General features: G+C 45.6%; 23 protein-coding genes. 19 read left to right on the forward strand and 4 right to left on the reverse strand.

The genetic code is table 11. The features are described from left to right. Window positions 1-19: 19 nt before the first annotated feature. Both D3H65_RS26310 and D3H65_RS26315 read right to left on the reverse strand, forming a co-directional pair. The gene (locus D3H65_RS26310) at window positions 20-1,054 is read right to left on the reverse strand and encodes a glycosyltransferase family protein (RefSeq protein WP_119053155.1); all 1,035 of its coding nucleotides are present in this window, start codon (window positions 1,052-1,054) and stop codon (window positions 20-22) included. 15 nt (window positions 1,055-1,069) lie between these two features. Continuing rightward, window positions 1,070-1,903: a UDP-2,3-diacylglucosamine diphosphatase gene (locus D3H65_RS26315; RefSeq protein ID WP_119053156.1), complete on the reverse strand. Its 834-nt coding sequence runs from the start codon at window positions 1,901-1,903 to the stop codon at window positions 1,070-1,072. Window positions 1,904-2,104: 201 nt separating this feature from the next. Here D3H65_RS26315 and D3H65_RS26320 point away from each other — a divergent pair, with 201 nt between their 5' ends. From D3H65_RS26320 to D3H65_RS26370, 11 genes are all read left to right on the forward strand, one after another. After that, on the forward strand, window positions 2,105-2,674 hold the full coding sequence (locus D3H65_RS26320) for a helix-turn-helix domain-containing protein (protein ID WP_119053157.1): 570 nt from the start codon (window positions 2,105-2,107) through the stop codon (window positions 2,672-2,674). 179 nt (window positions 2,675-2,853) lie between these two features. Further along, on the forward strand, window positions 2,854-6,054 hold the full coding sequence (locus D3H65_RS26325; protein WP_119053158.1) for a SusC/RagA family TonB-linked outer membrane protein: 3,201 nt from the start codon (window positions 2,854-2,856) through the stop codon (window positions 6,052-6,054). Window positions 6,055-6,078: 24 nt separating this feature from the next. Beyond that, on the forward strand, window positions 6,079-7,653 hold the full coding sequence (locus D3H65_RS26330) for a SusD/RagB family nutrient-binding outer membrane lipoprotein (protein WP_119053159.1): 1,575 nt from the start codon (window positions 6,079-6,081) through the stop codon (window positions 7,651-7,653). Window positions 7,654-7,892: 239 nt separating this feature from the next. Continuing rightward, on the forward strand, window positions 7,893-8,972 hold the full coding sequence (locus D3H65_RS26335; RefSeq protein WP_211345557.1) for an alkaline phosphatase family protein: 1,080 nt from the start codon (window positions 7,893-7,895) through the stop codon (window positions 8,970-8,972). Between the two features lie 5 nt (window positions 8,973-8,977). After that, window positions 8,978-9,556: an HD domain-containing protein gene (locus D3H65_RS26340; protein WP_119053160.1), complete on the forward strand. Its 579-nt coding sequence runs from the start codon at window positions 8,978-8,980 to the stop codon at window positions 9,554-9,556. A 4-nt stretch (window positions 9,557-9,560) separates the two neighbouring features. Then, a complete protein-coding gene (locus D3H65_RS26345) occupies window positions 9,561-10,244 on the forward strand; it encodes an HAD family hydrolase (RefSeq protein WP_119053161.1) in 684 nt (227 codons plus the stop codon). A gap of 3 nt (window positions 10,245-10,247) precedes the next feature. Further along, window positions 10,248-11,531, forward strand: a complete 1,284-nt coding sequence (locus tag D3H65_RS26350; protein ID WP_119053162.1) for a DUF5690 family protein — start codon at window positions 10,248-10,250, stop codon at window positions 11,529-11,531. Further along, window positions 11,531-12,655, forward strand: a complete 1,125-nt coding sequence (locus D3H65_RS26355) for a TIGR03364 family FAD-dependent oxidoreductase (RefSeq protein WP_119053163.1) — start codon at window positions 11,531-11,533, stop codon at window positions 12,653-12,655. The genes D3H65_RS26350 and D3H65_RS26355 overlap by 1 nt, the downstream gene beginning before the upstream one ends. Before the next feature lie 98 nt (window positions 12,656-12,753). Beyond that, window positions 12,754-13,419, forward strand: a complete 666-nt coding sequence (locus D3H65_RS26360) for a phosphatase PAP2 family protein (RefSeq protein WP_119053164.1) — start codon at window positions 12,754-12,756, stop codon at window positions 13,417-13,419. A 15-nt stretch (window positions 13,420-13,434) separates the two neighbouring features. Then, complete coding sequence (locus D3H65_RS26365; RefSeq protein ID WP_119053165.1) at window positions 13,435-14,994, forward strand: ArnT family glycosyltransferase; 1,560 nt, start codon at window positions 13,435-13,437, stop codon at window positions 14,992-14,994. Window positions 14,995-15,024: 30 nt separating this feature from the next. After that, window positions 15,025-15,813, forward strand: a complete 789-nt coding sequence (locus tag D3H65_RS26370; RefSeq protein WP_119053166.1) for a mechanosensitive ion channel family protein — start codon at window positions 15,025-15,027, stop codon at window positions 15,811-15,813. On the opposite strand, the gene D3H65_RS26375 is transcribed toward D3H65_RS26370, so the two are convergent. Continuing rightward, window positions 15,810-16,865 carry a sensor histidine kinase gene (locus tag D3H65_RS26375; RefSeq protein ID WP_119053167.1) on the reverse strand — a complete coding sequence of 352 codons (1,056 nt, stop codon included), beginning with the start codon at window positions 16,863-16,865 and terminating at the stop codon, window positions 15,810-15,812. The genes D3H65_RS26370 and D3H65_RS26375 overlap by 4 nt on opposite strands. Window positions 16,866-16,966: 101 nt before the next feature. Continuing rightward, window positions 16,967-17,653, reverse strand: a complete 687-nt coding sequence (locus D3H65_RS26380; RefSeq protein ID WP_119053168.1) for a response regulator — start codon at window positions 17,651-17,653, stop codon at window positions 16,967-16,969. Window positions 17,654-17,821: 168 nt separating this feature from the next. On the opposite strand from D3H65_RS26380, the gene D3H65_RS26385 reads away from it, so the two are divergent. The 8 genes from D3H65_RS26385 to atpH all read left to right on the forward strand — a co-directional run bounded on the left by D3H65_RS26385 (window position 17,822) and on the right by atpH (window position 25,463). Beyond that, on the forward strand, window positions 17,822-20,032 hold the full coding sequence (locus tag D3H65_RS26385; protein WP_119053169.1) for a hypothetical protein: 2,211 nt from the start codon (window positions 17,822-17,824) through the stop codon (window positions 20,030-20,032). Between the two features lie 132 nt (window positions 20,033-20,164). After that, window positions 20,165-21,979, forward strand: a complete 1,815-nt coding sequence (locus tag D3H65_RS26390; RefSeq protein ID WP_119053170.1) for an ABC transporter ATP-binding protein — start codon at window positions 20,165-20,167, stop codon at window positions 21,977-21,979. Window positions 21,980-22,036: 57 nt separating this feature from the next. Further along, the gene (locus D3H65_RS26395; protein ID WP_119053171.1) at window positions 22,037-22,240 is read left to right on the forward strand and encodes a hypothetical protein; all 204 of its coding nucleotides are present in this window, start codon (window positions 22,037-22,039) and stop codon (window positions 22,238-22,240) included. Between the two features lie 14 nt (window positions 22,241-22,254). Next, window positions 22,255-22,749 (forward strand): hypothetical protein, encoded by a 495-nt coding sequence (locus tag D3H65_RS26400; protein ID WP_119053172.1) that lies wholly within the window; start codon window positions 22,255-22,257, stop codon window positions 22,747-22,749. Between the two features lie 90 nt (window positions 22,750-22,839). Continuing rightward, on the forward strand, window positions 22,840-23,931 hold the full coding sequence (gene atpB / locus D3H65_RS26405; protein WP_119053173.1) for a F0F1 ATP synthase subunit A: 1,092 nt from the start codon (window positions 22,840-22,842) through the stop codon (window positions 23,929-23,931). Window positions 23,932-23,971: 40 nt separating this feature from the next. Further along, window positions 23,972-24,223, forward strand: a complete 252-nt coding sequence (atpE, locus tag D3H65_RS26410) for an ATP synthase F0 subunit C (RefSeq protein WP_119053174.1) — start codon at window positions 23,972-23,974, stop codon at window positions 24,221-24,223. A gap of 94 nt (window positions 24,224-24,317) precedes the next feature. Beyond that, window positions 24,318-24,812, forward strand: coding sequence for a F0F1 ATP synthase subunit B (atpF, locus tag D3H65_RS26415; protein WP_119053175.1), 495 nt, complete (start codon window positions 24,318-24,320; stop codon window positions 24,810-24,812). Window positions 24,813-24,899: 87 nt separating this feature from the next. After that, on the forward strand, window positions 24,900-25,463 hold the full coding sequence (gene atpH / locus D3H65_RS26420) for an ATP synthase F1 subunit delta (RefSeq protein WP_119053176.1): 564 nt from the start codon (window positions 24,900-24,902) through the stop codon (window positions 25,461-25,463). Window positions 25,464-25,504: the final 41 nt, after the last annotated feature.

Here is a 25,504-nt window from a genome sequence, read left to right on the forward strand (position 1 = left end):
ATATAGAAGGAATGGGCGTTTAGTTAAAGATCAGTTCGGGATAGGGGATGTCGAGTTTGTATTTGAGATCAGAGCAACGGAACATCAGGATGTTGATAATAGCCTCAGTGGAATACTGGTAACTGATGGTGGGAGTTACAGGATCGTTTACCCAGTTATTAAAAGTATCTGTGAAATCATCATCCAGCTTATCTAATGTCTTAACGCCAATCTTTTTCAAGGCGGCGGCATTGCACATTTGCTCATATTGGCCCTTGATGGGTATGGCGATCATCTTTTTCTTCAGGTGTAAGGCTTCTGCGGGAGTTTCAAATCCTGCGCCGCAAACAATACCATGGCAACTGATGAGACTACGATTGAAATCATCCTTATTAACGGGTGTAAGGGTAATATTGCCGATGGTCTTTCTCTCTTTGGTTTGACGGGAGAAGACTTCGAAGCGGTGATCTTTAAAAGGGGCCAATAAGGCCATCAATTCATTGTCGCAGTAGGATGGCAGGTATACAGTAATATGACCATCATTCCTGGCTTCTGATTCCAGGATCTCTTTTTTGATAACGGGAGAGAAGATGAAATCGTCGTATGATTCAAAATGAAGCCCTATATACTGTGTTGCTCTTGCATAGTTCTGCAGTATCCATTCGCCAAACCTGTTGGTTTTTTCGGGTCTTGGGGTTTTGTCGGAAAGGAAGCTGGCCTGGTGACCAAAGTTTACAGAAGGCACTTTTTTACGGGCACAGGCCAGGGAGGTGATAATTTCAAAGTCATTCAACACGAGATCGTATTTCTCAACGGGCAGGTCCCTGGCTTCTTTCATGATCCGGAGTGGGGAGATACTGCGGGTAAGTTTCCAATAATCGAGGGATCCCTTACAGGTATAGAAGAGGCTAAGTCCGTTGCTCCGGTATTTGACGGGAGCATCGAGGGGTAAGGTACTGTTGGCTCCGCTGAGAAAGAGGTCTACGGTTCCAAACTTCTGCAGCCAGGGGAGTAATTCCATTGCCCGGCTGATGTGTCCGTTGCCTGTAGCCTGTAAAGCATAAAGTATTTTCATGTGTGTGCTTACGTATTAAATGGCGAGTGAGTTGATGTAAAAGCTGATTTCGTCTGTAACTACATTTACCTGTCTGCTCATTTCTGTAGCAGGGATATGCTGAAAGTCCTTTTCATTGTATTCAAATATCTTCCACTCATTGTGGCTGTATTCCAGTGCTGTGAGGTGTTCCACCCAGTCGCCTGAATTGAGATAGGTTACTTTTCCCTGTTCATTTTCCACTACTCGTTTCTGAGGCTGGTGAATATGGCCACAGATCACGTAGTCATATTTCTTTTCAATGGCCAGCTCGGCTGCTATCATTTCAAAGGTGTTGATCTTGGCCATTTTATTTACTTCGGCCATTACTTTCTTAGAAATGGATAGTTTTTCCCTTCCCAGCGATTTCAGGATAAAATTCACGAAGCGGTTAAAGAGGATCAGCATACCATACCCGTTGCTGCCCAGCTTGGCCAGGATCTTGGCTCCCCCTTTGGAGGTGTTGTCAAATACATCACCATGGAAGATCCAGGTCATTTTGTTATCAATTTCCAATACCAGTTTATCGGTAAGGGTGAAATTGCTGAGCTGGAAATCTGCATACTTCCTGAGCAGCTCATCATGATTGCCTGTGATATAGAATACTCTTGTACCCTTGGTCATGAGGTTTAATACCTCTTTGATGACGGCCATATGGGTGGAAGGGAAGTACCGTTTGGAGAACTGCCAACCGTCTATGATGTCGCCATTAAGGATAAGAATATTAGGAGCAATACTTTTGAGGTAAGCTACCAGTTCCCGGGCATGACACCCGTAGGTTCCCAGGTGAACATCGGAAATAACCACTACGTCTACAGGACGTTTATCCATGGAGTTTGGGTTTTGCAAATTTCCAAAGCTCATATTAACCCATCTTTAAGCGGAGGTTAAGTAATTGTTTTCTAAATATGAACAGGGTATTAACGGATTATGTTATTTTAATTGCTGTTTAATTGGAAACGCAGGGCTTTTATCCGGGCCGGTCTATATTTTAATTAATATTGTACTCCATCTTAACGTATCCCTACCATCATGCAGGAAGACCTCATTTTACTCATTGGAGAAAAGATCAAATCGAAGCGTACACAGAAAAATATCACGTTGGAAGAATTGGCCAACAGGGCGGGTGTGACGAAGGGGTTGATCTCGCAGATCGAGAATAACCGGACGGTGCCTTCTTTGCCGGTATTGTTTAACCTGATCCATTCATTGGGGGAAGACCTGAAGAGCTTTTTTGAGGATATGCACGAGCATTTTACGAATGGCCATGTATTAATTGTGCGTAAAGGAGAAGAAAAGCTTTTTGAGAAGGAGCCGGTCAAGGGTTTCTCCTATAAACGTATCCTTACCAAAAGTGTTGTGGCGCAGGCGATTGACATTGCCGTGCTGGAATTGAAAAAAGGAGCGGGGCGTAAACAAATGATACAAACAGATGCTTTTGAATGCAAGCACATCCTAAAAGGAAGTATTGAATACCAGATCGAGAAGGAGAAATTCATGCTGAATGCCGGAGATACCTTGTTTTTTGATGGGCGTGCAAAGCACCGGCTTCGTAATATTGGCGATACCGAAGCGACCATCTTAGTGATTTACCTATTCTAAAATACTGGTTTTCATATCGCTTTCCCGTATAACCGCGTATTTATAAATACTTAACTCAGGTTTAGTATTTATAAACAATTAATGCTTTGTTAAACTCGGCATAACCTTCTCTTTACACAACCCGGCTAATTTCGGGTCTCAATCTTATTATCACTCTTTCCATTTAAAACAATCTGTTTATGAGTAAATGCAACCTTTTTACAAGGGTGGTAACGGCATGTCTATTACTGGCCTTACCATTGCTATCTCTCGCACAAAAGCCGGTTTCCGGAAAAGTTACTTCAATCAAAGATCAGGCACCTGTACCCAGTGTATCGGTTGTTGTGAAAGGAACAACGGTGGGCACTTCTACAAATGCCGATGGGGGCTTTTCTATTAATGCCAAAGCCGGCGATGTATTGGTGTTTAGTGGAGTAGGTGTATTACCTAAGGAAGTGGCGGTATCGGGCGATAACATGCAGGTAGCATTGGAACTGGATGCAAGAGCGTTGAATGAGGTGGTGGTTACTGCCCTGGGTATTAAAAAGGAAAAGAAGAAGCTGGGCTATGCTGTGCAGGAAGTAAAGGGGGAAGACCTGGTAAAGGCGCGCGAACCCAATCCTATTAATTCATTGGTGGGTAAAGTGGCTGGTTTGACGGTAGGCGCCTCTGCAGAGATGCTGGCAGGTCCGCAATTGGTATTAAGGGGACGGGGCATCAGCCTGTTTGTAGTAGATGGGGTGCCTATTAATTCGGATACCTGGAATATCAGTCCGGATGATATTGAATCTTATACTGTATTGAAAGGGGCCACAGCTTCTGCCCTGTACGGTTCCCGCGGGCTGAATGGTGCTATCATGATTACCACTAAAAGGGGTACCAGGGATAAGCGGGGCTTTTCCATAGAATTCAATTCGACTACGATGATGGAAAAAGGCTACAATGCTATTCCTAAAGTGCAGGATGAATATGGCCCTGGCGACCATGGAAAATATGCTTTTAAAGATGGTAAAGGTGGTGGTTCAAATGATGGGGATTACGACGTGTGGGGACCTAAATTTGAAGGCCAGCTGATTCCGCAATATGATAGTCCTGTAGATCCTGTAACGGGCGTACGTCAGGGTACACCCTGGACAGCACGTGGTAAGAATAACCTGCAACGTTTTCTGCAAACGGGATTGCTTTCTACCAATAATATATCTGTTTCGTCCCGTAGTGATAAATATGACCTGCGCTTTTCGATCTCGAATACTTATCAGAAAGCGATGGTGCCTAATATGAAGATCAATATCACGAATTTCAATATATCTGCCGGGTACAATTTCTCAGATAAGGTGCGCCTGGAGGGATACCTCAATTATAACCGCCAGTACACGCCCAATTTTCCAGATGTGAACTATGGTCCCAATAGCATGATCTATAATATCACGATCTGGGCCGGTGCCGACTGGGATGTTGACCAGATGCGTAATTACTGGCAGCCGGGCAAGGAAGGTGTACAAAGTATTTATGCAGAATACCAGCGTTACCATAACCCCTGGTTTATGGTAAAGGAATGGTTGCGCGGTCATTATAAGACAGATGTGAATGGTTATGCCAAACTTAGCTATCAGCCTGTAAAAAACATAGAGTTGATGGCCCGCACGCAGGTAACTACCTACGATCTGTTCAGGAATGAAAAAATGCCATTCTCTGCTCACCCTTATGGCCGTGAGGAAGGACGTGGAGATTACCGGGAAGACAAGCGTACGCTGTTTGAGAACAACACTGATTTTCTGGGTACGTATACAAACCGTTTCCGTGGCAATATTGATGTAAAGGGATCGCTGGGTGGTAATATCCGTAGCTTTAAATACAATTCCAGCTTTGTTACGACGGATTACCTTAACGTACCAGGCTGGTATAACTTCAACAATACGCGTAATCCCCTGCGGGCTTCCAGCTTTGCAGCGGATATGTTGACCTTGAGCGGATATGGATACCTGGACGTATCGCTGAATAAATATGCTAATATTTCTTTGGCAGGCCGTTTTGATAAATTGTCGGCATTGCCTTCCAGCAAAAATGTGTATTTCTATCCTTCTGCTGCCGTAAGTTCAGTAGTGAGTGATTATGTTGTACTGCCGGAAGCTATTTCTTTCCTGAAAGTACGTGGTTCTTATGCCAATGTGAAAGGTGGTTTAACGCAGGCTACGATTGGCGCTACCCCACAGGCCAGTTATCCGCTGGGATATGGTACAGAATATTATGCTGCTTATGATGGTCCTTCTTATGAGAATTCAGCTGCCTACACCACACCTCCGGTGTATAATAATCAGCCGGGTGCTTATTATACCAGCACGCTCGATAACCCGGAGATCAAACCTTTTTCCAGTACGGTATATGAGGCGGGTGCCGATATCCGTTTCCTGAACAATAAGATTGGTGTAGACGTCACTTATTTCACCACCAAGGATGGCCCGCGGATCTTTACGGCTCCTTTATCACAGACGACGGGTTATACGGGTGCTTTGCAGAATGGCATCACTACGAAGAAAACCGGCTGGGAAGTTTCGTTAAATGCTACGCCGGTAAGTACTTCAAGCGGCTTTAGCTGGACCACAATGGTAAACTGGTCTACTTATAAAGAAGTATACACTAAATTCTATGGTGATCTGACGCAGCTGGATATCTATACCAAAATAGGTGACAGGGTGGACAAATTTATAGGTTCTGCCTTTGTAAAGACGCCCGATGGTAAGATCATCAATGATGCGGGTGGCCGCCCTATCCGTAATCCGGTATCGCAGGTACAGGGCAATACGAACCCCGACTGGGTTTGGAGCTTTATCAATACGCTGAGCTTTAAGAATTTCAGGTTTGGTTTCCAGTTTGATGGACGTGTAGGTGGTAAGATGGTCAACTATATACAGCAGCAGACTTACCGTGGCGGCCGTCATATCAATACGGTGCAAGGTAAAATGGGTGAGGCGCGCCTGCAAGACTATAAAGGGGTTAAATCCTGGGTGGGTGAAGGAGTTGTGATCAGTAATGGTACGGCTATTGAATATGATAACCTGGGTAATGTAACCAATTATGGTAAGCTGCAATACGCTATGAATACCACTCCTACTTACCTGCAGGACTATATCAGCTTTTACTACAATACCAATGAGGCAAACCTGATCGACAAAACGTTTGCGAAGCTTCGTGAAGTAACGCTTACTTATACTGTTCCTCAAAACATATTGGGCAAAAGCTTTATGAAGCAAGCCAGCATTTCATTGGTGGGTCGTAACCTGCTGTATTTTTCAAAGTATAAAGATGTGGATATTGATCAGTATGCGGGGAGCCAGGGAAGTTCCAGCCTGCAAACACCTACTGCCAAACGCTATGGTGTGAACATCAATATTGTGTTTTAATAATCAACCAGCAAATTACCAGTTATGAAAATCCGGAATATTGTTATAATAAGTTCTTTGGTGGCATTTACAGCGGGTGGCTGCCAGAAGAAATACGATGAATACGCTAATAACCCGAACAAGCCAACTACTGTTCCACCGAACCTGGTGTTGACGGGCATCCTTTCTGATCTCAATGGGGATAAGCCCTGGAGCCTGGTTAGCAGGTGGTGTCAGTTTGATAACTGTAATTATAATTATTATGGTGATCAGCGTTATGACTGGACAGGGGCCGGGCTGAATTATGCTACACTGAGCAATGTGGTCAAAATGGAAGGAGAAGCCAGGCGGGTGGGCGAACCTGAACAGAATGCCTATGCATCATTGGGTAAGTTTTTCAGGGCCTTTTTCTTTTATCGTATGACTAACCTGGTAGGTGATCTTCCTATGAAGGATGCGCTGAAAGGGGCTGCTTTGTCGGAGCCGGTTTATGATAGTCAGAAGGAAATATTTGTACAGATCCTTAAATGGCTGGATGAGGCGAATACGGAAATAGCGGCGTTGATCGCTAAATCGGGAGATGGAAAAATTGATGGAGACTTTTACTATACTACGCGGTCGGCCTGGCAGCGTGCCATTAATGCTTTCCGCTTGCGGGTGCTGATTGCGCTGAGTAAAAAGACAGCAGATGGTGATCTGAAGGTAGCGCAAACATTTGCTGCGATTCTCGGTGATGGAGCTAAGTATCCTTTGTTTCGCAATGTGGGGGATAATTTACAATATATCTATTCCAATTTCAATAAGTATCCCAGCAACCCGGATAACCTGGGGTTTGATGCCACCCGCTATAATATGTCGGCCACTTATTTGAATGCATTGGTGACCTTGAAAGACCCACGTGCCTTTGTTACTGCTGAGCCTGCCACCAGACAGCTAAGCAATGGTAAGACGCCCGCGGATATTACTGCCTATGTAGGCGCCAGCTCGGGAGAAGACCTGGCTGCCATGTCTTCTAAAATGGCTGATGCTGATAAAGGGGAGTATTCGGTACGGAGCCGTAGCCGTTATTATGCCAATTATAATGCTGAACCTGGTGTACAGATAGGCTATGCTGAAATGTGTTTCAATATAGCGGAAGCCATCAACAGGGGATGGGCAACCGGTAATGCGGAAGATTGGTATAAAAAAGGCATTAAAGCTTCTGTTGCCTCTTATGGTATTCCTGTAGATGCGGCAGGCACTTTCAGCAAGGTATATCCCTATGGCGCCAGCAATGCTGTTACTTACCCCATTAATTTCGATTTTGAGAATGTTTATTACCAACAGGCAGGCGTAAAATATGGTGGCAACAATGCTACGGGGCTGCAGCAGATCTTGTTGCAAAAGTACCTGGCATTTTTCCAAAATTCCGGATGGGAGGCTTATTATAACTATCGCAGAACTGGCGAGCCAGGTTTTCTGACCGGAACCGGTACTGGCAATAGCAGCCGTATACCCAAACGTTTTCAGTATCCTACATCAGAGCGTACTACCAATGGCAGTAACTGGGAGAAAGCGGTGAAGGCCCAGTTTGGCGGCACTACGGATGATATTAACGGCGATATGTGGCTGATTAAATAATAATTCCTTAATCATGGGAATGTTATCAGCATTAAAGTTCTTTGTTAGCTTCGAACCCTGTTTTAGATCCTGCAAAAATGAACCAGCAGATCACCACCAGGGGTGAATGCACTACCTCTATTCTTAATAAGCAGTACATTCTACAAATTTATAAGCAATCGTAGCAGTTTCTTAATGTTGACGGCGGAGCTTTTCTAAGGTCCGCCCTTTTTTATTTTCCAACCAACTCATCTACAAATATGAAACATATTTTCTTATCACTGGCAACCAGTATGGTTGTTATAACAGCAATGGCGCAACACCGTAAAACGGAGAACCTTATTATTGTAACGCTGGATGGCATGCGTTGGCAGGAGGTATTTAAAGGGGTAGACCCGGTATTGATGAAGGACAGCAGTTTTAACCAGGACAAGGAGGGTGTCAAACAAAAGTTCTGGGCAGAAGAGGTAACTGACAGGAGAAAGAAATTGTTTCCTTTCCTGTGGTCTGTTGTAGCTGAGCAGGGGCAGTTGTATGGCAACCGTCAATTTGATAACAAGGTAGATAATGCCAACCCGCACTGGTTCTCGTATCCAGGTTATAATGAGATCATGACGGGGTATCCGGATACGGCTGTGAACTCTAATGATAAGATACTCAATAAGCATGAAAATGTATTGGAGTTCATCAACAAGCAAAAAGGATACGTAGGCAAGGTAGCCGCATTTTCCACCTGGGATGTGTTTCCTTATATCCTGAATGAGCCCCGCAGCGGCGTGTATGTAAATGCTGATATTGACACGCTTAAGTTTAAGGCGCCGGGTCTTCAACTGCTGAATGATATGCAGTTCCTGACGACTAAACCAATCGGCGTGCGTCCTGATATTATTACCTATATGGCGGCCAGGGAATATCTAAAGGAATACAAGCCCAAAGTGCTGTATATTGCTTTTGACGAAACGGATGATTTTGCGCATGCAGGGATGTATGATCAATACCTGGGCAGTGCTCATGCGGAGGATGCGATGATCCGTGATATCTGGAATACGGTGCAGTCGATGCCTGGGTATAAAGACAAGACTACCTTGCTGGTTACGGTAGATCATGGCCGGGGAGATAAAGTGAAGTCCAACTGGAAGCACCATGGAAGTAAAATTGAGGATGCACATGAGATCTGGCTGGCGGTATTGGGGCCTGACACCAAACCGACAGGAGAAGTGAAAGTGCCCGGGCAATTGTACCAGAAACAAATTGCGGCGACCATTGCGCGGCTGCTGGGCATGCATTTTACGGCCAACCACCCGGTGGCGGACCCAATTCAAACGGTATATTCAAATTAATTAGTATGAATAAAATACAGGCGGAAGCCATTGCTACGGAAATTATTGCTTTGTACGAGCATCATGGCGGTGCGGAATATGCGGGTGAAAAGGTGACGCAACTGGAGCATATGGTGCAGGCGGCACAGTTGGCGGAGCAACGAGGGCATGAAGAAGAGGTAATACTGGCAGCCTTTCTCCATGATATTGGCCATATCTGTGTTTCGGCAGCGGAAGACAATGAGATGGATGGGTACGGCATAAAGGATCATGAAGAAGTAGGCGGGGCCTTCCTGCAGGAGAAAGGTTTTTCAAAGCGGCTCATCCGTTTGGTAGAAGCGCATGTGGAAGCCAAGCGATACCTCACCTGGAAATCACCTGCTTATTATGAGCAATTGTCGGCGGCCAGCAAGAAAACGCTGGAATACCAGGGAGGACAAATGAGTGAGGAGGAAGCACTTGCTTTTGAACAATACCCCCTGTTTCAACTGATCATTGACATGCGGCTTTGGGATGAAGAAGCCAAGATAGAAGGGCTGCCGGTTCCAGACCTAAGTAAATATCACGGTATGATGGTGCGTCATTTAACTAATAAAAGTTTATAATATAATGTCTATTAAGCTGGTCGTATTTGATATAGCGGGTACTACGGTGCGTGACAAAGGTAGTGTGGCGGAGGCTTTCATGCAGGCTGCTGGAGGATTTGGGATAACGGTACCGCTTGAAGAGGTCAATAAGGTGATGGGATTCCGAAAAAAAGAAGCTATCCGTATTTTGCTCGATAAGTTTTATCTTGAACGCAAGGAGGATGTAGAAGCGCTCATTGAAAAGATCCACGACGCATTTACGCGTAACATGATCGATTTCTATGAACAGGATGTAGACCTGGCTCCACTGCCTTATGCAGAAGCAACCTTTGCCTGGCTGAAAGAGCGGGATATTAAGATTGCGCTGAACACGGGTTTTACGAGGCCCATTACGAACACCATATTGAAACGATTGCAATGGGATAGGAATGGAGTGATCGATATGGTGATCACGAGTGATGAAGTGCCTGAGGGTAGACCTCATCCCTATATGATTGCCGCGATCATGCAGCAATTGCAAGTGACAGATCCCACGCAGGTGGCCAAAGTGGGAGATACGGAAGTAGATGTAGAAGAAGGCAGGAATGCAGCTTGTGGCCTTGTGGTGAGTGTGACTACGGGCGCTTATACGCGCAGTGAGCTGGAGCAGTATAACCCGGATATTATTATTGACAGTCTAGCTGAATTTCCACCTTTAATACAATAGCGTTTGTCAACTTTAACAGCCAACCCCTCTACGCTCTCCAAAAAACAGGTATTAACAGCGCTGTATGCAGCCTCTGTAGCTTTTCTTACCTATGCTTCCGTATACGCTTATCGTAAACCTTTTACGGTGGCTACCTTTGAAGGACTTAGTTTCTGGGGAGTAAAATACCAGGTATTGCTCATCATGAGCCAGGGATTGGGGTATATGTTCAGTAAATTTTATGGGATCAAATTCATTGCTGAATTAAAAAGGCTGGGCCGCTGGAAAACGAGCGCTATCCTGGTAGGGAGTGCCTGGTTCTGCCTGTTGTTATTCGGCCTGGTGCCAGCGCCCTGGGGATTGCCCTGTATGTTCGTTAATGGATTTATGCTGGGCTTTATGTGGGGCATTGTATTTAGTTATGTAGAAGGAAGGAAGACCACTGATTTTATAGGAGCGGCGATGGCGGTGAGCTTTATTTTCGCCGGGGGCTTTACGCGCTCGGTGGCTTTGTGGCTGAAGGAGAGCTGGCAGGTGCCGGAACAATGGCTGGCGTTTGTGACGGGGCTTATCTTTAGTCTTCCTCTGATCTTTTTCATGTACCTGCTGGAGCGCATACCCCCGCCTGACGGGGATGATATTAAAGAAAGGACGGTGCGCCTACCTATGACCAAGGAGCAAAGGTTGAAATTTCTTCGTTTGTTTGGGGCCGGCACGATCGCGATCATCATTACTTACCTGTTTCTGACGGTAATGCGGGATGTGCGGGATAATTTCATGTCGAACCTGTGGAGTGAACTGGGGTATGGTCAAAAGCCTGAGGTATTTACAAAAACTGAAACGATTACTTCTATTGTCATACTGATTATGATCAGCCTGCTGGTGGGTATCCGTAAAAATATACGTGCTTTCCGGCTGGTACACATCATGGTGCTGGTTGGATTCCTGCTGGCTGGTATCTCTTCTGCTTTGTTTCTTGCGGGCCTCATGAATGGCGCAGTATGGATGCAACTGGTAGGGCTGGGCTTGTATATGGGCTATATTCCTTTCAATTGTATCTTCTTTGAGCGACTGATTGCATCCTTTAAGATCGTAGGGAATGTGGGATTCCTTATTTACCTGGTTGATGCGTATGGTTACCTGGGTAGTACGCTGGTGATGCTTTCGAAAGAAATATTTCAAATAAAATTAACCTGGTCTCAGTTCTATCCTGCCGGTGTAGTGATATTTTCGGTCATTGGAATTGGGGGAACTATTTTTTCCCTGTTGTATTTCAACCGGAAATTTGAATCATTAAAACCCGTTTGATGACAAAACCTTCAGCTATTGTAATCGGTGCCGGTATTGTGGGATTGGCCACTGCCCGCGCGCTCGCAATTAAGGGATATGCGGTGAAAGTATTTGAGCGTACACACAAAGCTGTTGGCGCTTCTATTCGCAATTTTGGTATGATATGGCCAATAGGCCAGCCTGATAAATTATACGATCGTGCCTTGCGTAGCCGGGAAATATGGAAGGAGATGGGAGATGCCGGCGCATTCTGGTATGATGCGCCTGGTAGTTTGCACCTGGCTTATCACCAGGATGAATGGCAGGTGCTGCAAGAATTGTATGAGCAATTCCGTACGGAAAGACCGGTCTTCTTGTTGACTGCTGCTGAAGTGGCCGACAAGTCCGGCGCCGCGGTACAGGAGCATTTGCTGGGTGGGCTCTACAGTGCGGATGAACTGATCGTAGATCCCCGGGAAGCTATTGCCGGTGTACCAGGATACCTGCATGAGCAATATGGGGTAGCATTCTTCTGGGGCAAATGTGTGAGTTATATTTCTGATAATACGATCTACATCGGAAACGAGGAAGAGTATGAGGGGGATGTGATCTTTATTTGCAGTGGGGCAGACTTTGAAACGCTTTATCCCGAAGCGTTTGCCGGTTATCCGCTTACCAAATGCAAATTGCAGATGATGCGGTTTGCGGCACAGCCGGACAATTGGCGTATCGGCCCGGCTTTGTGTGGTGGATTGTCATTGATCCATTATAAGAGTTTTACGGCTTCTGCTTCTTTAGCGGCGCTCAAAAAGCGCTATGAAGCGGATATGAGTGATTACCTCGATTGGGGTATTCATGTGATGGTGTCGCAAAATGGACGAGGCGAACTTACTGTAGGTGATTCTCATGAATATGGTCTTACGCATGACCCTTTTGACAAGGACTTTATCAATACGATGATCGTAAATTACCTCAGGACCTTTGCTCATTTTAAGGACAGCAGGATCATAGAAACCTGGAATGGTATCTATCCCAAACTTACGAATGGGGATACGGACCTGTTCTTTTCACCGGAACCGGCTGTATATGTGCTGAATGGTCTCAGTGGCGCAGGTATGACACTCTCCTTCGGTCTGGCAGAAGAAGCCACGGCTTTTTTGTAAATATTGGTATTGACTTCAGATTGTCTTCACAGTACAGTAATGCAGGGATAATGATAAGGTTATATCCGGTGGTTAGGTTTGTATAACCTTTAACCAACATGAACCCACTCATTCGTGCGCTCCATGGGAGCCGGCAATATATTATTGCCTTTACTATTTATTTGCTTATTGCCTTTCTGTATTGCAGTCTTCATTCAAAGGCTGTTTGTTTCATTAACCTGAATGGATCACACACGCCTTCACTGGAAGCATTTTTCACCTGGTACACCATGCTGGGAGAGGGATATGTGGCCATCCTGTTGTGTATTGTGCTATTTATTCGCCGCCATTATTTGTTGAGCGTTCATCTGTTGGTGGCTTTTCTGATCTCGGGTATGGCCGCACAGATCATTAAGGAATTTATGCATATGCCCCGCCCTAAGGTATTTCTGCATGCCGGGCAATATAACCAGTTCATTGAAGGGGTAACGCGTGGTGGATGGTCGAGCTTTCCTTCTGGGCATACAGTAACAGCTTTTGCGGTTGCTACTATACTCGCGCTCCATACACGCAATAAATGGGCGTCGCTGCTGTATCTCATACTGGCGGTGGGCGTGGGTTATTCCCGTATTTACCTGGGGCAGCATTTTCTGGAAGATGTACTTGCCGGTTCTATAGTTGGGGTCTTCTTTGCCGGTTGGGTATGCCTATCTATTCCGGAGTTGAAACTGTTTGGTCGAAGGATTGCCCGTGAGCAGGCAATGACCCCGGTGCCGGTACAATAATTAACTTTACATTACTTGAACTACCGCAAACAGCTTATAGGGCTTATCATCATTTCTTCCCTGGTGCGCATGGCCGTAGCAGCGACTACAGAATTGTCTAATGATGAGGTGTATTATTGGACCTATGCGCTGCACCTTCAATGGAATTATTTTGATCATCCTCCGATTGTGGCGCTGCTTATCCGTTTTTTTACGGGCAACCTGGCGGCACAGGATGAATTCTTTGTACGCCTGGGATCTATTGTTTGTGCTGCTATTAATACCTGGCAGATATTTCAACTTGGCTGCCGGGTGAAAGATGAACAAACAGGGTGGCTGTCGGCCTGTTTATTAACAGCCTCTGTGTATGCCGGCATCCTGGCCGGCATGATGATACTGCCGGATGCACCGCAAATGGTTTTTTGGTTGTGGGCGTTGCTGCTACTGGTGGATATCTTCAAAAGTAACGGCAGCCGGCGGAGCCGGAACAGGCGATTGATATTGCTGGGAATAGTAACGGGGCTTTGCATCATGAGTAAAGTGCATGGTGTGTTTATCTGGGGAGGTGCTGGGTTGTACATTTTGTTATTTAACCGGTCGTTGTTCAGGAACCCCTTTCTTTACCTGGCTGTATTGCTCACAGTCCTTATTATTATGCCCATCTACTGGTGGAACCAGGATAATCATTTTGTAACGCTGAACTACCACGGTGGCCGGGTTGGTTTTTTCAGTCACCTGCAATGGGATACCTTCTTCAGGCAGCTCATTGGTGAGTTTCTGTATAATAATCCAATAAACGTTGTATTGATCGTGCTGGCAATCATAGGCATGAAAAAGTCAAAGCTTCTGCCGGAGGTAGGACAACAACGAATGTTGCTGACGATCAGTTTGCCATTGATTGCAGTAGTATGGTTCATGTCGTTGTTTAAGGATACGCTGCCGCATTGGACGGGACCTGCTTATACAACGTTGATCCCATTGGCTGCGGCTTACCTGGCGCGGCAGCTGCGGGTCAAACAGTCAATCAGGCTGGTGCCTCCGGTTGTAAAAGCAGCGATGGTCTTGCCAGCGTTGTTGCTGGTCTTATTGATGATGGGGATACGCTGGTTGCCCATACAATTGGGCAGTAAGGATGAACAACATCTTGGCAAGGGTGATCTTCTATTGGACATGAGCGGGTGGAAACAGTTTGGCCATGATTTTAATGGATTATACAAGCAGGATATGGCAGCGGGTACTATGAAAGAGGGCGCCGTGATCATAACTGATTACTGGTTTCCGGCTGCTCACCTGGATTATTATGTGGCGCATGATGCTGGGATCAACCTGATAGCAGTGGGGGCCTATGGCAATATTCACCATTATGCCTGGCTTAATGGGTACCGGCCTGCTTTGGTGACCGGCCAGGATGCCTATTATGTTGCAGTCTCCAATTATTTCGATCCGCCTCCTTTGGCTATTGTGAATGCTTTCAGGGAAATAAGCCCTCCTGTTGTCTTCAACCAGGTGAGGCAGGGAGTAATTGTTCGTCACTTTTTTGTCTATAGATTAAAGAACTATCTGGGGGGACTGCCGCGGAATGGGTTGGTGGAGTGAGGTGGCATATAATTTTAGGCGGGCAGGTATATGGACCTGAATAAGTTTTATGACAAGGCATGGGACTGGATCCTTACAGTAGGGCCACGGATACTGGTAGCTTTGCTGCTGTTGTTCATTGGGCTATGGTTGATCCGGGTGCTAAAACGATGGACGCGTGCCCGTATGCAAAAGCGAGCTGTTTCTTCCACACTGGCGCCTTTTCTGCAAAGTTTGATCTTCACCATCCTCTATGTCCTGCTTTTCCTGCTATTGATGCAGGTATTGGGTATACAGATGACGCTTTTTGCGGCCATTATCGGAGGTGTTACTGTAGCTGCGGGTCTGGCCTTATCGGGTACCATGCAAAATTTTGCCAGCGGTATACTGATCCTGCTATTGAAACCTTTCCGGATCGGGGATAATATCATAACACAAGGACAGGAGGGAACGGTATCTTCTATACAGATATTCTATACGGTGATCACCACTTTCGACAACAAGATTGTCATAGTGCCCAACAGTAAGTTGTCGAATGAGATCATTATCAATACCAGCCGGGAAGGTAAGCGTCGGATGGATATTGAATTGAAGTTGAATTATGGAATTGAAGTAGAAAAGGTGCAGACGATCATAGAAGGTATTATTCGCGCGGATAAAGACATATTGACGCAGCCGGTTCCGCGGGTGGGGGTTTCAGCATTAGATGCAGACGGGTATAAGATCATGGTAAATGCCTGGGTAAAGCCTCATGGTTTCCAGGATGAGCGGTTGATGCTGCAAGAGAAGATCATTCAGGGTATTAAAAGCGCGGGGATCAAACTGCCGGGTATGGCTTAGGCATTGTCTCTTTTGGCTTCGAGCGAGAAGCCAATGGTAGTACCTACACCGGGTGCGCTGCGTACATGGATGCTTTGGCCGTGGGCTTCAATAATGTGTTTGCAAATAGCGAGTCCGAGGCCGGTACCACCTTTATCGCGACTGCGGGCTGCATCGGTACGATAAAAGCGTTCAAAGATGCGGTTGAGGTGTTCTTCTTCAATACCTATACCGTCGTCACCAATTTCAACCAATACGTGTTTTTCGTCGGTCTTGTAAACGCTGGCCACGATGGTACCACCGGGTTTGCCGTATTTGGTGGCATTCCCTACCAGGTTGATCAATACCTGCTTGATCTTTTCTTTATCGGCAAATACGGTGATGGGAGCTTCACAGCCTTTTTTAATGGTGGTCTTGATATTCTTTTCCTGGATCTTGATGGAGAGGGAGTCGTATATCTCGCGTATGAGGTCCTGGATAATAAAATTCTGCTTGTATAATAGTTGTTCGCCACTTTCCAGCCTGGATATCTCGTCCAGGTCGTTGACCAGGTTTACCAGCCTGTCTACATTCTTGGCAGTATTTTCCAGGAATTTTTTGCGGATCACTTCTTCTTCCATGGCGCCTCCCAACAGGGTGTCAACATAACCCTGGATGGCAAAAATGGGTGTTTTGATCTCATGGGCCAGGTTTTGCAGGAACTCTTTGCGGTATGCTTCGTTCTTTTGCAGCATTTCTATTTCCTTATTGCGCCGTTCGCCCCAGGCTTCCACGTCTTCCCGTACTTCGTCAATACTTTTTTGTGGCAGGATGTATTTAAAGTATACCTCTTCTTTTTTAGTAGCTTTTGTTTGGTAGATGAGCTTGTAAATGAGTTTGATCTTCCGGTAGATGAATTTTTCCAGCGTAAAGATGATCAGTCCATAACTGCCGGCAAAAACCAGGGCGAGGGAGCCAATGCCTACCCGCCAATCGAATGTAAACAGGAAAATGCCTATGGCGATAGGGACCGATAAGATAACGGCTGTAAAAGCGGCTAACTGCCGCGGGGAAAGATTTTTAGTGGAGAACATGCCCCTTGTGCTTGACAACGTTTTGATGTGGTACGAAAATAACTCAATCGCGCGGATGTTGCTGAATTATATACTCACCGTGCGGGAGCTGTTTCCAGCTCTTATATATCAAATTTATAACCTACGCCTTTCACGGTGGTAATGCAATCAATACCCAGTTTCTGGCGCACTTTGCGGATATGCACATCAATGGTACGGTCTCCTACGATCACATCATTGCCCCAAACCTGGTTTAAAATTTCATTCCGGAGGAATACCCGTCCTGGTTTGGAAGCCAGGAGGTACAGGAGTTCAAATTCCTTTTTGGCGAGTACAACGGCCTTGCCGTCAACTTTTGCCTCAAATTTTACGGGATCGATCTCCAGGTTGTCAATGCGGATCACTTTTTCGCCTTCAGGTTCTTTGGCTGTGGTGCGGCGAAACAGGGCATTTACCCTGCTAACCAATATTTTAGGGCTTACGGGCTTGCTGATATAGTCATCTGCCCCTGTTTCCAGGCCCCGTACATGGGAGCCTTCATCGCTCAGGGCGGTGAGGAACAGGATGAGGGTATCTTTGAAAGAAGGTTGGGAACGCAGTATTTCACACACTTCCACCCCATTTTTCTTGGGCATCATAATGTCCAGGACAATTAGATCGGGATTGTTGGAGCGGGCCTTGGTAAGCGCTTCATCCCCATCTTTTGCAGTCAACACATCATAGCCTTCCTTTTGCAGGTTGTACTGTATGATTTCCAATATATCGGGCTCGTCATCAGCGATCAGGATCTTCTTACCTTTAGAGTCCATGTTAACAATAAATTTACGCAAAGTTAATTTTCCGCTGCATGCAACAAGGGGTGTTCCAATTATGAAATTGTTAACAGATGTTATACGGCAAGCGTTGATTTTCCGTTCTATACAACCAATTGGTAGTATTTTTGCACTAGTAATTGATGCAGACAGGAGTATAAACGTATGAAACCATATATACTTGCAAGTTCTATTTTACTGTTGATAGCCAGCGCCGGCCAGGGCCAAACGAGTGCCCCTCCGTTCAAGATAGCTATGCAGCGTGTGCTATGGCATGAAAACATTGATAAACAACAGATAAGGATATATGCCAGCGTTACCAAAACGGTCTCAGACGAGTCTGTAATGCTCCAGATCACGGATGCCATCGGCCGCCAGGTTGATGAATTACAGGAGCAATTGGAGGGGGATTCGCTGCTCAGTAATATGGCTAAGATTAAGTATCTCCGTATTGTGGAGTCTACGCTACAGCAATATGGCAACAGACAGGGGAAAAAAGATTTTCCGGCCGCCTCAGCTCCGGCCCTGATCAGAGGGCTAGCCGAAGGGATTGAACGGGACAGGAAGGGGGAAAGTATAGAGCCGGTCGTAAGAGTCAGTGATTATGGAGTAGGAAAAATGCTGGTGGATGGTATTTCGGTCTTTTCGAATGACAATCCGGGTATTGCTCCCTCAAGGATCGACCTTATTCGTAAATATTGTGGCTTGCACCCTGATGAGATATTGCAGGAACTCCGGAAAACGCCCAATGTACCTTTTGCTGATAGCTTGCTCAAAATAGCTGCTCACCGCGATATACGTAAATTTTATGATTATGCCCAGGCAAGGGGTACGCTGGCCAACCGTATTGCCAGCCATTCGGATACGCTGGTGCGTACGATCTCCCGGATGGCCAATAGCCGTAACGGGCAGCTTTATTTCCCCTTTCTTGATAACCTGATCCGCGGCAGGATCACGCTCCAGGAAATAGATAGTGTAAAGGATAATGACTTTAGCTATTTCAGGCTTTTGGTAAAAACGCGTATTGAATATGCCGGACGCCTGTTGCCTCCTGTACGGGATACGGCTACGGAGCTAAAGGCGCTGACGGAAATGATGGCGCGTAAAGCACGGCAGTTGTTTGTGCGGGAGATCAATGCGCTGCATGATGTGAATGACCCTAATGTAAGGTTCAGGTCTCTCGATAAGCTCACGCCACAGGAATTATACTATGTTGCGGTGTTGAGTGAGGACGAAATATATACTTCCAGCTATGTAAGCGGGGTATACCCACGCATATTCCAACGGATGCCCAATCCACGTGGCGACAGTTTGCTGATGAGTGTGAACGGTGATTACTTCCGGAAGTTCATTAAAATGGCGGCTGGTTACAATACACTGAATAATTTTCTGGGTACGATGGGTAAGGAAGAAGCTGAAACGCTGATGAAGGCCTTTGTGATCGGACTGGAAAGAAAGAAAAACGACCGGGATGATGACCTGGAAGATGCGGTAGATGTGGCAGACTCCTACAGCAGCATCATGGATAAGAATAAAGAGCTGGCCAGCTTTATCCTCAATGAAGTAAGGTGGAACTACGATAAGAATGTACAGGATAATAATAAGCGGGGAGTGGTGATCTATAACCTGCTGAAGATATTGTTTGAATCGGCTGATACTTCCCGGAAAATTGATCTGTCGGCCATGCTGGGCATCCCTTCGATCTATGGGCAGGATTATAAGTCGCTCACGGATGACAGCGGAAGGGTGATACAGCAGGTGTTTTTTTATGGTGATGAGGATAAGGACGGACAGAACTCGTTCATCAACTTTATGGGCATGTTCCGCAATAAGGCTGAATGGAAGGTGGAGGATAAGCCTGAATGGGTAAGTATCCGTTCTGCCAAAGGGAAGCCGGTATATATATATGCCAATAAGCCATTATATAAGCCTGAGGAAGACCTGGATGAAAAAGCGCAGTTGAAGCTGATAGAATACCTGGAAAAGAGGAATATGCAACCGACGGTGGTGGTACATAGGGGGCATAGTTATCACCTTCCTTATACGCTTAAGAAACTGGCGCCCACGGCCCGGATCGTGGTGTTGGGGTCTTGCGGTGGGTATAATAACCTCAATGAAGTGTTGACAATTTGCCGGGATGCGCATATCATTTCATCCAAGCAGGTAGGTACGAAAACAGTGAATGAGCCTATCCTGGAAGCGATCAATGCCAACCTGGTTGCCGGAAAGAATATCGACTGGATCAATATGTGGAAGGACCTGGGTGGGCGTTTTAAAAATGGTGCTGCCAAAGAAAAGTTTGACGATTATATACCTCCGTATAAAAACCTGGGCGCCATCTTCATCAAGGCTTATCGCAAGGCGATGGGCGAATAGGTGCACAACCTTTCAGTTAAATTACTGTTACAATTACCGGAAAGATAGATGAACGGCGGTTTCTTATGGCTAAAGAACAGGGAACCCGAAACGTAAAACCCGAAACTGTCATTATCTTTGCCCGCTTCCATTATGTCAGAAAAAGGTTCACAGAAGAGGATATTTGATTTTAGCTTGCTTCGCCGGGTATTCCGGTTTGCGGCGCCGTACAAGAAAAAATTCTATGTTTCTTTGGTGCTGGCTATCCTGCTGGCTATCCTTTCTCCTATACGTCCCTGGCTTATACAGGTCACTATCAATGACTGGGTGCCAAAAGGGGCAGCGGCTACTTCCTTACTTACCAAGGTGGACATTGTAGATATTGTTATCTGGATCACCCTGATCCAGGTAGGATTGTTGCTGGTGGAAGTATTGTTCCGGTTTTACTTCTCCTTTCTCACGGCCTGGCTTGGGCAAGCTGTGGTAAAAGACCTGCGGGTAAAAGTGTACAAAAAAGTATTGGGGTTGAACCTGGCGCAGTTTGATACCACACCTATCGGCACGTTGACTACGCGTACGATCAATGATATTGAAGCGATCAATGACATCTTTTCAGAAGGGCTGATACCCATTATTGCCGACCTGCTTTCTATTATTGCTATCCTGGCATTTATGTTTTGGGTGGACTGGCGGCTAACACTGATCAGCCTGGCGCCCTTCCCCTTCCTGATTATTGCCACTTATTATTTTAAAGAAAGCGTCAACAAATCATTCATCCGGGTACGGAATGCGGTGGCCAGTCTAAATGCCTTTGTGCAAGAGCATATTACGGGTATGTCTATTGTACAGGCCTTTGCATCAGAGGAAAGGCAGTTCAATAAGTTCAAAAAGATCAACCGGGAGCACCGCAATGCAAATGTCAAGGCGATCTTTGCCTACTCTGTATTTTTCCCACTGGTGGAAATTGTGCTGGCGGTAGGTACAGGTTTAATGGTGTGGTGGGCTGCCACGCATGCCTTGAAACTGGAAGGGCAGGAGGCCCAAAGCCTTATTGGTAAAATGATCTCTTTTTACCTGTGTCTCAATTTACTGTTCCGCCCGTTGCGGGTGATTGCGGATAAATTCAACGTGTTGCAAATGGGCATGGTGGCCAGTGAAAGGGTGTTCAAGGTGCTGGATAATGATGATTATATTAAAACAGAAGGGACTTATGCACCTGAACAGGTAAAGGGCAAGATCGTATTTGACCACGTGTCTTTTGCTTATGTAGAAGAGCGCTATGTGCTGAAGGATATTTCGTTTACAGCCCAGCCGGGAGAAACGATTGCCATCGTAGGGCATACGGGAAGTGGCAAAACCTCTATTATCAGTTTGCTCAACCGGCTTTACCATATTCAGAAGGGAACACTCAGCATCGACGATGTAAAAATTGAGGAATACAAACTGGATGTATTGCGCAGGAATATCGGGGTCGTACTGCAGGATGTATTCCTGTTTTCGGGTTCTGTGCTGGATAATATCACGCTGCGCAATGCGGCTATCAGCCGGGAACAGGTGATAGCTGCGGCCAAGATGATCGATATGCACGATTTCATCATGCAACTGCCTGGCGGTTACGACTACAATGTGATGGAGCGGGGCAGCAGTCTTTCTTTGGGGCAACGGCAATTGTTGTCTTTTATCCGGGCGCTTTTATACAATCCTTCGATACTGATCCTCGATGAAGCCACTTCTTCTGTGGATACTGAAAGTGAGATACTGATCCAGAAAGCTATTGATAAGCTGATCGCCGGCCGAACCTCTATTGTTATTGCGCACAGGCTCTCCACCATCCGCAAGGCCAGCAAGATCATTGTACTGGACAAAGGCGAGATCAAGGAAATCGGCAACCACGATGAACTGATGAAAAACCAGGGCTTCTATTACAAGCTGCACCAGATGCAGTTTGAGAAACAAGGAGTTATGTAGAATTCGGTAGTGGGTATCTTTGTTGAAAGACCACCAATAATTTAGTAATTTAGGGGTATGAAAGAGTATCAGGGCGGTAAGAAGGAAAATGAAAATATCCTTCGGGAGGATCCGGCACCTTATGGTAATGCTGAGGAGCAGGAAGAAGCCCGTTTATTAAGGGTAATGAATATGACTGATATGGAAAAGCTTAAAAGTTTTACCCAAATGCTTCGCAGGAATGCTTTGTTCAAGAAAGCTAAGGTTACCCACAAAGATTAAATACCTCTTTTGCAATGGATGTCTTGGATGATGAATTGCTTCAATTCTGGAAAGTGTTGAATGCCTGCCAGGTAAAATATATTATGGTTGGGGGCTTCGCAACAAGGTTCCATGGATTTGACAGAGCAACCGACGACCTTGATATGTGGTTGGAAGATACCATCGAAAACCGAAGGAATTTACGTAATGCATTTAAAGAATTGGGATACGGAGATTTTTCATCGCTGGAAATGATGCAATTTGTTCCGGGATGGACCAATTTTTACGTTGGAGGTGGTATTGAATTGGATATTATGACCTATATGAAGGGGCTGGAGAATTCCTCTTTTGGGGAATGTCTTTCCAAAGCTTCTTTTGCCGACCTTGATGGTGTCGAAGTCCCTTTTCTCCATATTAACGACTTGATAGACAACAAAAAAGCTGTTAATCGCCCTAAAGATCAATTGGACGTAGCTCAATTAGAGAAAATCCGGCTGATCCGGGAAAAACAGCGACAAAATCCATCCTAATCTTGTTTTCCCCCAATTCTTCAAAATACTTCATTGTCGCGATCGTTTTTGACAGCCCCTCCTTATCTTTGCGCCAAATTTCAGGAAAGTATGGCTTTCAAACGTTTCAAATCCTTATCAGTAGCGGTTTTCAGCCTGTTTTTAGTGCTTTTTTCCAGTTCGGCCATGGCCAACGAAGGAAAAGGTGCTGAGGGCAAGTTTGACCCAGGTAAGGAAATGCTGGATCACATTGCAGATGCACACGAATTTCATTTTTTTACTATAAAGCACGAAGGTGGGCATGATTTCCATGCTACCCTGCCGCTACCGGTGATCTTATACTCTCCCCAAAGAGGCCTGAGTGTTTTCATGAGCTCTAAATTTCACCATGGCGAAGAGATCCACAACGGCTATAAGCTGGTAGAACATGATATTATTCCCGTAAAAGAAGACGGTTCTGTGGATGAAAGCGTGAAAGTGTTTGATTTCTCCCTCACCAAGAACGTGGTACAGATGTTCCTGGCGCTGACCATATTATTCCTGATCCTTACGGGAATGGCGAAGAAATACAAAAAAGGCCAGGGGTTGACCTCTGCTCCCAAAGGCTTGCAGAATGCCATCGAGCCTGTAATATTGTTTGTACGGGATGATGTGGCCAGGCCCAACCTGGGTGTTAAAGCCGATAAATACCTGCCTTACCTGCTCACCTTGTTTTTCTTTATTCTGGTCAATAACCTGTTTGGCTTACTGCCTGGCAGTGCCAACGTAACGGGTAATATTGCCTTTACCATGGTATTGGGTATCATCGCCTTTGTGGTGATCCTTTTCAGCACCAATGCGCATTACTGGGGGCATATTTTCTGGTATCCTGGTGTACCTGTAGGTGTTAAATTCTTAATGCTGCCGGTGGAGTTGATGGGTGTGTTTACCAAGCCTTTTGCCCTGATCATCCGTTTGTTCGCGAATATGACAGCGGGACACATTATTATCCTGAGCTTTGTGAGCCTGATCTTCATTTTTGGAGAGATGACAAAAACAGCAGGTATTGCATTTACGCCAGTATCAATTGCTTTTGCGGTATTCATTTACCTGATCGAGGTACTGGTGGCGTTTATCCAGGCTTATATCTTTACGACCCTGACTGCCGTATTCATCAGCCAGGCCATTGGGGATCATCATTATGAAGAAGATCCTCATCACTAAACTGTAATAGAATTTCTTTTTAATTATAAAAATCAGAATCATGGACTTAATGAACATCATGTTGGAAGTGACTGGAAGCTGGTCTCACTTTGGTGGTGCTGTAGGTGCTGGTCTTGCTGCCATTGGCGCAGGTATCGGTATCGGCCAAATCGGTAAAGGCGCTACTGAAGCTATTGCCCGTCAGCCAGAAGCTGCAAACGACATCCGTGGTGGTATGATCCTGACAGCTGCCTTCGTAGAAGGTGTTGCGCTGTTCGCAGTAATCGCCGGTCTGCTGGCTGTACTGAAATAGTCATATCTCACAAACTTAGTACTGCACCTGAAGCACAGGGCGGAGGGTGCAGTTACTTTCAAACACAGAATTAAAGCTTTATAATACTATTTCTATGAGTTTGTTAACTCCCCATCTTGGTTTTTTTGTCTGGACATTGATCGCTTTCATTGTTGTATTCCTGTTATTGAAAAAGTTTGCCTGGAAGCCCATCCTGAAATCATTGAAGGAAAGGGAAACCGGCATTGCTGAGTCGCTGGCATCAGCCGAAAAAGTAAAGGCTGAAATGGCCCAGTTGAAGAATGAAAATGAAGCACTGTTGGCTAAAGCCCGTGAAGAAAGAGCACAATTGCTGAAAGAGGCCCGTGATACGAAGGATAGGATCATTAATGAGGCTAAGGAACAAGCTAAGGTAGAAGCCAATAAGATCATTGTAGATGCACAAACGGCTATTCAGCACCAGAAAATGGCTGCTTTAACAGAGGTTAAGAACCAGGTGGGTCATCTGGTGATCGAGGTAGCAGAGAAAGTATTGCGCCGTGAACTGTCAGGAAAAGCAGAGCAGGAGTCTTTTATTAAACAACTGACGAACGAAGTAAAATTGAATTAATTAATAGCCATGAGCTGTGAGCTGCGAGCTGCGAGCCTTCTGGCTTAGCTCGAAGCTCGAAGCTCGAGGCTCGAAGCTTACATAATTATGCTTAATCCCCGGTTAGCAGGCAGGTACGCGAAGAGTTTGATTGATTTGGCTGTTGAGCGCAATCAACTGGAAACCATCTATAATGACATGCTTTTTTTGCAGAATGTATGCAAGAGCAGCCGTGAATTTGTGACCATTTTAAAAAGCCCGGTAATAACATCCGACAAAAAGGACAACATACTGCAAGCCATTGCTGGTGGTAAAGTGAATGAAGTAACCATGGCTTTTACCAGGCTGTTGGTGAAAAAAGGACGTGAAGCAGGATTACCGGAGATCATTGAGGCTTTTATTGAGCAATACAAAAAGCATAAAGGTATCCATACTGTAAAGCTGACTACGGCCGTGCCGGTTAGTGAAGAACTGAAACAGCAGATCATTGCGAAGATCCAGGAGCAAACAGCCTTGAAGAATATTGAACTGGAAACAGCGGTAAAGGATGAACTGATCGGCGGTTTTGTACTGGAGGTAGGTGGTACGCTGGTGGATGGCAGTATTGCTTATGATCTGAATAAGATCAGGAGCCAATTCCTGAACAACGACTTTATTTATAAGATCAGATAGTGAGTTGTGAGTAATGGGTTGTGAGTTTTAAGCTTCGCAAC

The organism is Paraflavitalea soli, assembly GCF_003555545.1.
Lineage (GTDB): Bacteria > Bacteroidota > Bacteroidia > Chitinophagales > Chitinophagaceae > Paraflavitalea > Paraflavitalea soli.

Coding starts and splice junctions, on each gene's coding strand:
- D3H65_RS26360 (WP_119053164.1), top strand. CDS start 12,754: ATGAACCCACTCATTCGTGCGCTCCATGGGAGCCGGCAATATATTATT.
- D3H65_RS26395 (WP_119053171.1), top strand. CDS start 22,037: ATGAAAGAGTATCAGGGCGGTAAGAAGGAAAATGAAAATATCCTTCGG.
- atpE (WP_119053174.1), top strand. CDS start 23,972: ATGGACTTAATGAACATCATGTTGGAAGTGACTGGAAGCTGGTCTCAC.
- D3H65_RS26325 (WP_119053158.1), top strand. CDS start 2,854: ATGAGTAAATGCAACCTTTTTACAAGGGTGGTAACGGCATGTCTATTA.
- atpB (WP_119053173.1), top strand. CDS start 22,840: ATGGCTTTCAAACGTTTCAAATCCTTATCAGTAGCGGTTTTCAGCCTG.
- D3H65_RS26345 (WP_119053161.1), top strand. CDS start 9,561: ATGTCTATTAAGCTGGTCGTATTTGATATAGCGGGTACTACGGTGCGT.
- D3H65_RS26385 (WP_119053169.1), top strand. CDS start 17,822: ATGAAACCATATATACTTGCAAGTTCTATTTTACTGTTGATAGCCAGC.
- D3H65_RS26340 (WP_119053160.1), top strand. CDS start 8,978: ATGAATAAAATACAGGCGGAAGCCATTGCTACGGAAATTATTGCTTTG.
- D3H65_RS26310 (WP_119053155.1), bottom strand. CDS start 1,054: ATGAAAATACTTTATGCTTTACAGGCTACAGGCAACGGACACATCAGC.
- D3H65_RS26400 (WP_119053172.1), top strand. CDS start 22,255: ATGGATGTCTTGGATGATGAATTGCTTCAATTCTGGAAAGTGTTGAAT.
- atpH (WP_119053176.1), top strand. CDS start 24,900: ATGCTTAATCCCCGGTTAGCAGGCAGGTACGCGAAGAGTTTGATTGAT.
- D3H65_RS26390 (WP_119053170.1), top strand. CDS start 20,165: ATGTCAGAAAAAGGTTCACAGAAGAGGATATTTGATTTTAGCTTGCTT.
- atpF (WP_119053175.1), top strand. CDS start 24,318: ATGAGTTTGTTAACTCCCCATCTTGGTTTTTTTGTCTGGACATTGATC.
- D3H65_RS26320 (WP_119053157.1), top strand. CDS start 2,105: ATGCAGGAAGACCTCATTTTACTCATTGGAGAAAAGATCAAATCGAAG.
- D3H65_RS26335 (WP_211345557.1), top strand. CDS start 7,893: ATGAAACATATTTTCTTATCACTGGCAACCAGTATGGTTGTTATAACA.
- D3H65_RS26375 (WP_119053167.1), bottom strand. CDS start 16,865: ATGTTCTCCACTAAAAATCTTTCCCCGCGGCAGTTAGCCGCTTTTACA.
- D3H65_RS26370 (WP_119053166.1), top strand. CDS start 15,025: ATGGACCTGAATAAGTTTTATGACAAGGCATGGGACTGGATCCTTACA.
- D3H65_RS26380 (WP_119053168.1), bottom strand. CDS start 17,653: ATGGACTCTAAAGGTAAGAAGATCCTGATCGCTGATGACGAGCCCGAT.
- D3H65_RS26330 (WP_119053159.1), top strand. CDS start 6,079: ATGAAAATCCGGAATATTGTTATAATAAGTTCTTTGGTGGCATTTACA.
- D3H65_RS26315 (WP_119053156.1), bottom strand. CDS start 1,903: ATGGATAAACGTCCTGTAGACGTAGTGGTTATTTCCGATGTTCACCTG.
- D3H65_RS26355 (WP_119053163.1), top strand. CDS start 11,531: ATGACAAAACCTTCAGCTATTGTAATCGGTGCCGGTATTGTGGGATTG.